The sequence below is a fragment of the Paraburkholderia sp. CNPSo 3281 genome (assembly GCF_024206515.1).
In the GTDB taxonomy this organism is placed as follows: Bacteria; Pseudomonadota; Gammaproteobacteria; order Burkholderiales; family Burkholderiaceae; genus Paraburkholderia; species Paraburkholderia nodosa.
The window spans coordinates 135,333-142,366 of sequence record NZ_JAMBPS010000016.1 but is presented as its reverse complement, the minus strand read 5'-3'; the positions used below and the strand labels follow the sequence as shown (position 1 = coordinate 142,366).

Here is a 7,034-nt window from a genome sequence, read left to right as displayed (position 1 = left end):
CCCCGACACCCGCCCCGCCGCCGCGCTGCACGCCCAGCCAACTGAAGAGAACATCGGTGAACTCGTCTACGCGTTCTACGACCGCGTGCGCGGCGACGTCATGCTCGGCCCGGTGTTCGACGGCGTGCTCGCCGGGCGCTGGGACGAACATCTGCCCAAGATGTGCCGCTTCTGGTCAAGCCTCGTGCTCGGCACCAAAAGCTACCGCGGCAATGTGCAGCAGGCGCACGATCCGGTGCCGGGCGTCGAACCGCAGCATTTCAGCCGCTGGCTCTATCTTTTCCTCGACACGGTTCAGGCCCGCTACGAGCCCGCTGCGGCCGTGCAGTTCATGGAACCCGCGCTGCGTATTGCGCAAAGCCTGCAACTGAGCCGCTTTGGCTGGGATTACACGATTCCGCCTGAGCAACAGGCGCTTCTCGATCGCGTAGCGCCGCGCAGGCGCCCCGCCGGGCACGGCCACGACTTGCCCACGCGCCCGACCGGCGAGCCGTTTCCGGCCCGTTTCGTTGGCCGCCAGATGGATGTCGACGAGAGCACGCCGGCAGAGTGAGCACCTCTGCTTTCGGCGAGGTGCCGGTATAGGCGGTTAGTTGCGTTAGGCAGGGCGCGGGCGAGCTGAGTCCGCCCCTCATCCCGACGGACGAGCACCTAGCTGGATTCCCGCGAAGCATTCCCCGAGGCCACGCCCCAGCGCGCCAGCGCCGTATCGTCACTCTCGCGGGCATCGACCCAGCGCGCGCCCTGCTCCGTCTCTTCCTTCTTCCAGAACGGCGCCTGGGTCTTGAGGTAGTCCATGACGAACTCGCAGGACGCGAACGCGTCGCCGCGATGCTTCGAGGTGGTCGCGACCAGCACGATCTGGTCGAGCGGCGCGAGCTTGCCCACCCTGTGCACGATCAGCACCTCGATGCCCGCCCAGCGCCGCTGCGCCTGCCCGACGATCGCCTCCAGCGCTTTCTCGGTCATGCCCGGGTAGTGCTCGAGTTCGAGCGAGGCGATCGTGCTGCCGTCGTTCAGATCGCGCACCGTGCCGACGAAGCAGGCCACCGCGCCGATCGCCGGATTGCGCGCGCGCAGCTGCGCCACCTCGCTAGTGAGGTCGAAATCTTCCGTTTGTACGCGCACGGGCATCGTGAGTCTCCTGTTGCGCTCAGCCGCCCGTCACCGGCGGGAAAAACGCCACTTCGCAGCCCTCGGTGATACGCGTGCGCGGATCCGTCATCACGTGATTGCAGGCCATGCGCAGCGCGCGGCCTTCCGCCAGCGTCTCGGCCCACACACCGCCGCGCGCACGCAACCAGCCGCGCACGTCGCCGACCGTCGCGATGCCGTCCGGCAGCGTGACCGTTTCGTCCGCGACGCCCAGCGCCTCGCGCACACTCGCAAAAAATTTCAACTGGATCTTCATCGCTCGAGGCTTTTCAGTACAGCAATTCGGTGAACGGAATAAAGCGCACGGTCTCGCCGGCGCTGATCGCATGATTGGGCGGATTGTCGATGAGACCGTCGCCCCAGACCGTGGAGGTGAGGACCGCCGAACTCTGGTTCGAGAACAGGTCGAGACCGCCAGCCTGGTTCACGCGCGCTCGCAGGAATTCGTTGCGGCGGTCGCTCTTCGCCTGGGTAAAGTCGGCGCGCAGCGAGAGCGCGCGCGGGCTCACCTGCGTCGCGCCCGCGAGCCGCAGCAGGAACGGGCGCACGAATAACAGAAAGGTGACGAAACTCGACACGGGGTTGCCCGGCAGCCCGATGAAGAACGCCTCGCCGGCTTCCGCGCCCGCCGCCCCCTGCAGCCGACGCACCGCGCCGAACGCGAGCGGCTTGCCCGGCTTCATGGCGATCTGCCACAGGTTGATGCGGCCTTCGGCCTCGACGGCGGGCCTCACGTGGTCCTCCTCGCCGACCGAGACCCCACCCGAGGTAAGGATGAGGTCGTGGGCGGCGGCCGCCTCGCGCAGCGTTGCGCGCGTGACGTCGAGTTGGTCCGGCACGATGCCGTAGTCGGTGACTTCGCAGCCGAGGTTGCGCAAGAGGCCCGTTAGCGTGAAGCGGTTCGAGTTGTAGATCGCGCCGGGCTTGAGCGGCTCGCCCGGCATCGTCAGCTCGTCGCCGGTGAAGAACACCGCGACCTTCACGCGGCGCACAACGGTGAGCGTGGCGCACCCAACCGACGCCGCGAGCCCGAGCGCCGCCGGCGTGAGGCGCGTGCCCGCCGGCAGGATCACCGTGTTCTTGCGGATATCGGCGCCCTGCGCCGTGATCCATTCGCCCGCCTTGGGCGCGTGCAGAAAGGTGACGGCGCCTTGCGCGGCCTCGGTCTGCTCCTGCATCACCACGGCGTCCGCGCCCGGCGGCACCGTCGCGCCGGTGAAGATGCGCGCCGCCGTCCCCGCCGCGAGCGGCTGTGGCGCGTAGCCCGCGGGAATGCGCTGCGAAACCGGAAGATGGCGGCTGCCTTGCGCGAGATCGGCCACGCGCACCGCGTAGCCGTCCATTGCGCTCGTATGCATCGGCGGCACGTCGAGCGGCGAGACGACGTCTGCGGCGAGCACGCGGTTCAACGCGTCGAACGTCGAAATCGTTTCGGTGCCGACGAGCGGCTTCGCCGCGGCAAGCAGCGCGGCAAGGGCGTCGGCGGTGGAGAGCATCGGCGCGCGCGGCACGGGTGCCGGCGCAGCGGAAGACGGGGACGTAGGCGTGGACATCGAGGTCGTCTCGGACTTGGGCGGCGGGGCCGCCAGCAGCGGTTGGTCTGCCGTTATTGTAGCGGCGCGACCGGCGCGCTGTGCCTTATGCCGTGGATATCCCTGGCGCGCAATGCGTGCGAGTGCGCGGGATCGGCTGGCGCGTTGCCGCGGCCGGATTCGAGCAACCCGCCGCCGCGTAAAAGCTGATGAGATGTCGACGCGCCAGGACCGCAAGCAGATCCGGCCCCGGCTGCATAGATCAGTCCGCCGTGTGAGCGGCGATATAGTCCTTCACGCGCTGGGCGTCGGCAGGCACGACTTCGAAGCGCTGCGGCAGCGCCTCGAGGCCTTCGAACGCCGCCGGACGCTCCGGCTCACGGTCCAGCGCTTCGCGAATCGTCTCGCCGAACTTCACTGGCTGCGCGGTTTCGAGCACGATCATCGGCACACCCGGCTGCAGGTGTTCGCGGGCGACCTTCACGCCGTCGGCCGTATGAGTGTCGATCATCGTCTTGTAGCGCGAGTAGATGTCGCGAATCGTGGCGATACGGTCGTCGTGGCTGCTGCTGCCCGAAACGAAGCCGAACTGCTCGACGCGCACGAAGTCGCCGCTCGCCACGAGATCGAAACCGCCCTTCTCCTCGACGTCGCGGAACAACTGCGTCACGCGCGCCGGATCGCGGCCAAGCAAGTCGTACACGAAGCGCTCGAAGTTCGACGCCTTCGAGATGTCCATGCTCGGGCTCGTCGTGTGATACGTCTCGGCCGAGCCGCGCACGCGATAAATGCCGGTGCGGAAGAACTCGTCGAGCACGTCGTTCTCGTTGGTCGCGACCACGAGCTTTTCGATCGGCAGGCCCATCATGCGCGCGATATGGCCCGCACACACGTTGCCGAAGTTGCCCGAGGGCACCGTGAACGAGACGCGCTCGTCGTTCGACTTCGTCGCCGCGAAGTAGCCGGCGAAGTAGTACACGACCTGGGCCACGACACGCGCCCAGTTGATCGAGTTGACCGTGCCGATCTTCTGCTGCGCCTTGAACGCGTGGTCGTTCGAAACCGCCTTGACGATGTCCTGGCAGTCGTCGAACACGCCTTCCACCGCCAGGTTGAAGATGTTCGGGTCCTGCAGGCTGAACATCTGCGCCGTCTGGAACGCGCTCATCTTCTTGTGCGGCGAAAGCATGAACACGCGCACGCCCTTCTTGCCGCGCATGGCGTATTCAGCCGCGCTGCCGGTGTCGCCCGACGTCGCGCCGAGAATGTTCAGCTCCTGGCCGGCCTTCGCGAGCGCGTACTCGAACAGGTTGCCGAGCAGCTGCATCGCCATGTCCTTGAACGCGAGCGTCGGACCGTTCGAGAGTTCGAGCAGCGAAAGCTGCGCGCCGTTTTCCTCGCCGAGCGTGGTGAGCGGCGTGATCTTGCTCGCGTCTTCGCCATGGCGCACGTTGCGGTACGTCTCGCCCGTGTAGGTGCGGCGCGTGATGTCGCGCAGGTCCTCGGCCGGAATGTCGCCAGCGAACTTCGAGAGGATCTCGAACGCGAGATCCGCGTACGACAGGCCGCGCCAGCGCGCCAGTTCTTCCTTGCTGATCCGCGGATAGTCGGCCGGCAGATACAGGCCGCCGTCGCGCGCGAGGCCGCCCAGCAGGATGTCGGAAAACGAATGATGCTCGCCGGCGCCCGCGCCGCGCGTAGATACGTAATTCATAGCCCTTGCCTTAGTTCAGTCCTTCCATACGCAGCTTCGTGACCTGCGACTTCACCGTCGCGAGCTTTTCGATCTGCGCGATCGCCGCGTTGACGTTCTTCTCGAGCGTCTCGTGCGTGATCAGGATGATGTCGGTTTCCGCCTTGCCTTGCGCGTCGACCTGCTCCGCTTCCTTTTGCAGCAGCGCGTCGATCGAGATGCCGCTGTCCGCGAGGATGCGCGTGATGGCCGCCATCACGCCGGTCTGGTCCGCCACCCGCAGGCGCAGGTAGTAGCCGCTCGTGACTTCGTCGATCGGCAGGATCGGCGTGTTTGAAAGGCTGTCTGGCTGGAACGCCAGATGCGGCACGCGGTGCTCGGGGTCGGCCGTGTGCAGGCGCGTCACATCGACGAGATCGGCCACCACGGCGGATGCCGTCGGCTCGGCGCCCGCGCCCTTGCCGTAGTACAGCGTCGTGCCCACGGCGTCGCCGTGCACGACCACGGCATTCATTGCGCCTTCCACGTTGGCGAGCAGGCGCTTGGCCGGAATCAGCGTGGGATGCGTGCGCAGCTCGATGCCGCGATCGGTGCGGCGCGCGATGCCGAGCAGCTTGATGCGATAGCCCAGTTCTTCCGCGTACTTGATGTCGATGGCGTCGAGCTTGCTGATGCCTTCCACGTAGGCGCGGTCGAACTGCACCGGCACGCCGAACGCGATCGCGCTCATGATCGTGGCCTTGTGCGCGGCGTCCACGCCTTCGATGTCGAAGGTCGGATCGGCTTCGGCGTAGCCCAGTTCCTGCGCGGCTTTCAATGCGGTCGCGAAGTCGAGCCCGCGTTCACGCATTTCCGAGAGGATGTAGTTCGTCGTGCCGTTGATGATGCCGGCGATGTACTGGATGCGGTTGGCCGTGAGGCCTTCGCGCAGCGCCTTGATGATGGGGATGCCGCCCGCCACCGCCGCCTCGAACGCGACCATCACGCCCTTGGCGCGCGCCGCTTCGAAGATCTCGGTGCCATGCACCGCCAGCAGCGCCTTGTTCGCCGTGACAACATGCTTGCCGTTGGCAATGGCGCGCAGCACGAGATCCTTGGCCAGCGTCGTGCCGCCAATCATTTCGGCGACGATCGAAATCGAGGGATCGTCGACCACGGCGTTGAAGTCGGTCGTCAGCTCGACGCTGCCGGCTTCACTGCCGAGCGCCGCTGTAGCCTTGGCCGGGTTGCGCACGGCAATGCGCGCCACCTCGATGCCGCGGCCCGCGCGGCGTTTGATTTCTTCCTGGTTGCGGCGCAGTACCGTGAAGGTGCCGCTGCCCACCGTGCCGAAGCCCAAGAGACCTACTTTGATCGGATCCATGCAGCGTGTGTTCGTCCAAGTGTTTGAAAAGGGAATGCGTGTGACTGGCTCAGGTGCCGTGCCGCTGCCGATAACCGTCGAGGAAGCGCGCGATGCGGTTGATCGAATCGGTCAGGTCGTCGACGTTCGGCAGGAACACCACGCGGAAGTGGTCCGGCTGCTTCCAGTTGAAGCCCGTGCCCTGCACGAGCAGCACGCGCTCCTGCAGGAGCAGATCGAGGATGAACTGCTGGTCGTTCTCGATCGGATAGAGCTTCGGGTCGAGGCGCGGGAACATGTACAGCGCCGCCTCCGGCTTCACGCAGGTCACGCCCGGAATGGCCGTGAGCATGTTGTATGCGAGTTCGCGCTGGCGATACAGGCGCCCGCCCGGGTGGATCAGCTCGTTGATGCTCTGGTAGCCGCCCAGCGCCGTCTGGATCGCGTACTGGCCCGGCACGTTCGCGCACAGGCGCATCGAGGCGAGAATGCCGAGCCCTTCCGTGTAGTCCTTCGAGCGGCGGCGGTTTTCCCCCGTCATGCCCGAGAGGAACATCCAGCCCGCACGGTAGCCGCACGCGCGATAGCTCTTCGAAAGGCTGTTGAGCGTGACGGTGATCACGTCTTCCGAGAGCGAGCCGAGCGCCGTGTGCGTCTTGTCGTCGTAAATGATCTTGTCGTAGACCTCGTCGGCGAACAGGATCAGGCCGTGCTCGCGCGCGATCGCCACGAGGCCGCGCAGCAGGTCGTCCGAATAGAGCGCGCCGGTGGGGTTGTTCGGGTTGATGACGACGATCGCGCGCGTGTTCGGCGTGATTTTCGAGCGGATGTCGTCGAGGTCCGGCATCCACGCGTTCGACTCGTCGCAGATGTAGTGCACGGGCGTGCCGCCCGAGAGGCTCACCGCCGCCGTCCACAGCGGATAGTCGGGCGCGGGCAGCAGCACTTCGTCGCCGTCGTTCAGGAGCGCCTGCATGGCCATGACGATCAGTTCGGACGCACCGTTGCCGATGTAGATGTCGTCCAGCTCGACGCCCTTGATGCCCTTTTGCTGCGCGTAATGCATGATCGCCTTGCGCGCCGCGAACACGCCCTTCGAATCCGAATACCCCGAGGAACCCGGCAGGTTCAGGATCATGTCCTGAATGACCTCGTCGGGCGCGTCGAAACCGAACGGCGCGAGATTGCCGATGTTCAGCTTGATGATGCGATGGCCTTCTTCTTCGAGGCGCTTCGCGTGCTCGAGCACCGGCCCGCGGATGTCGTAGCAAACGTTCTGCAGCTTGTTGGATTTGAGAATCGGTTTCACGGC

At 66.2% G+C, this 7,034-nt stretch carries 7 protein-coding genes; 1 reads left to right on the top strand and 6 read right to left on the bottom strand.

What is annotated here, in order from left to right:
• Nucleotides 1-553: group III truncated hemoglobin (locus M3I56_RS18340; RefSeq protein WP_254355183.1), on the top strand; the 553-nt coding region annotated here is incomplete at its 5' end.
• Nucleotides 554-651: 98 nt separating this feature from the next.
• Here M3I56_RS18340 and M3I56_RS18335 read toward each other — a convergent pair.
• The 6 genes from M3I56_RS18335 to M3I56_RS18310 all read right to left on the bottom strand — a co-directional run bounded on the left by M3I56_RS18335 (nucleotide 652) and on the right by M3I56_RS18310 (nucleotide 7,031).
• Nucleotides 652-1,134, bottom strand: coding sequence for a molybdenum cofactor biosynthesis protein MoaE (locus M3I56_RS18335; protein ID WP_254355182.1), 483 nt, complete (start codon nucleotides 1,132-1,134; stop codon nucleotides 652-654).
• Nucleotides 1,135-1,153: 19 nt separating this feature from the next.
• Nucleotides 1,154-1,411 carry a molybdopterin converting factor subunit 1 gene (gene moaD / locus M3I56_RS18330; protein ID WP_254314079.1) on the bottom strand — a complete coding sequence of 86 codons (258 nt, stop codon included), beginning with the start codon at nucleotides 1,409-1,411 and terminating at the stop codon, nucleotides 1,154-1,156.
• 13 nt (nucleotides 1,412-1,424) lie between these two features.
• A complete protein-coding gene (gene glp, locus M3I56_RS18325; RefSeq protein ID WP_375541744.1) occupies nucleotides 1,425-2,651 on the bottom strand; it encodes a gephyrin-like molybdotransferase Glp in 1,227 nt (408 codons plus the stop codon).
• Between the two features lie 298 nt (nucleotides 2,652-2,949).
• Nucleotides 2,950-4,401, bottom strand: a complete 1,452-nt coding sequence (gene thrC / locus M3I56_RS18320) for a threonine synthase (protein WP_254355180.1) — start codon at nucleotides 4,399-4,401, stop codon at nucleotides 2,950-2,952.
• Nucleotides 4,402-4,411: 10 nt separating this feature from the next.
• Nucleotides 4,412-5,743: a homoserine dehydrogenase gene (locus M3I56_RS18315; RefSeq protein WP_254355179.1), complete on the bottom strand. Its 1,332-nt coding sequence runs from the start codon at nucleotides 5,741-5,743 to the stop codon at nucleotides 4,412-4,414.
• A gap of 49 nt (nucleotides 5,744-5,792) precedes the next feature.
• Entirely contained in the window at nucleotides 5,793-7,031 is a 1,239-nt protein-coding gene (locus M3I56_RS18310) for a pyridoxal phosphate-dependent aminotransferase (protein ID WP_254355178.1), read from the bottom strand.
• Nucleotides 7,032-7,034 lie beyond the last annotated feature (3 nt).

Bases quoted from the DNA above. Each gene is read 5' to 3' on its own strand.
- M3I56_RS18335 (WP_254355182.1), bottom strand. From the start codon at position 1,134: ATGCCCGTGCGCGTACAAACGGAAGATTTCGACCTCACTAGCGAGGTG.
- moaD (WP_254314079.1), bottom strand. From the start codon at position 1,411: ATGAAGATCCAGTTGAAATTTTTTGCGAGTGTGCGCGAGGCGCTGGGC.
- glp (WP_375541744.1), bottom strand. From the start codon at position 2,651: ATGCTCTCCACCGCCGACGCCCTTGCCGCGCTGCTTGCCGCGGCGAAG.
- thrC (WP_254355180.1), bottom strand. From the start codon at position 4,401: ATGAATTACGTATCTACGCGCGGCGCGGGCGCCGGCGAGCATCATTCG.
- M3I56_RS18315 (WP_254355179.1), bottom strand. From the start codon at position 5,743: ATGGATCCGATCAAAGTAGGTCTCTTGGGCTTCGGCACGGTGGGCAGC.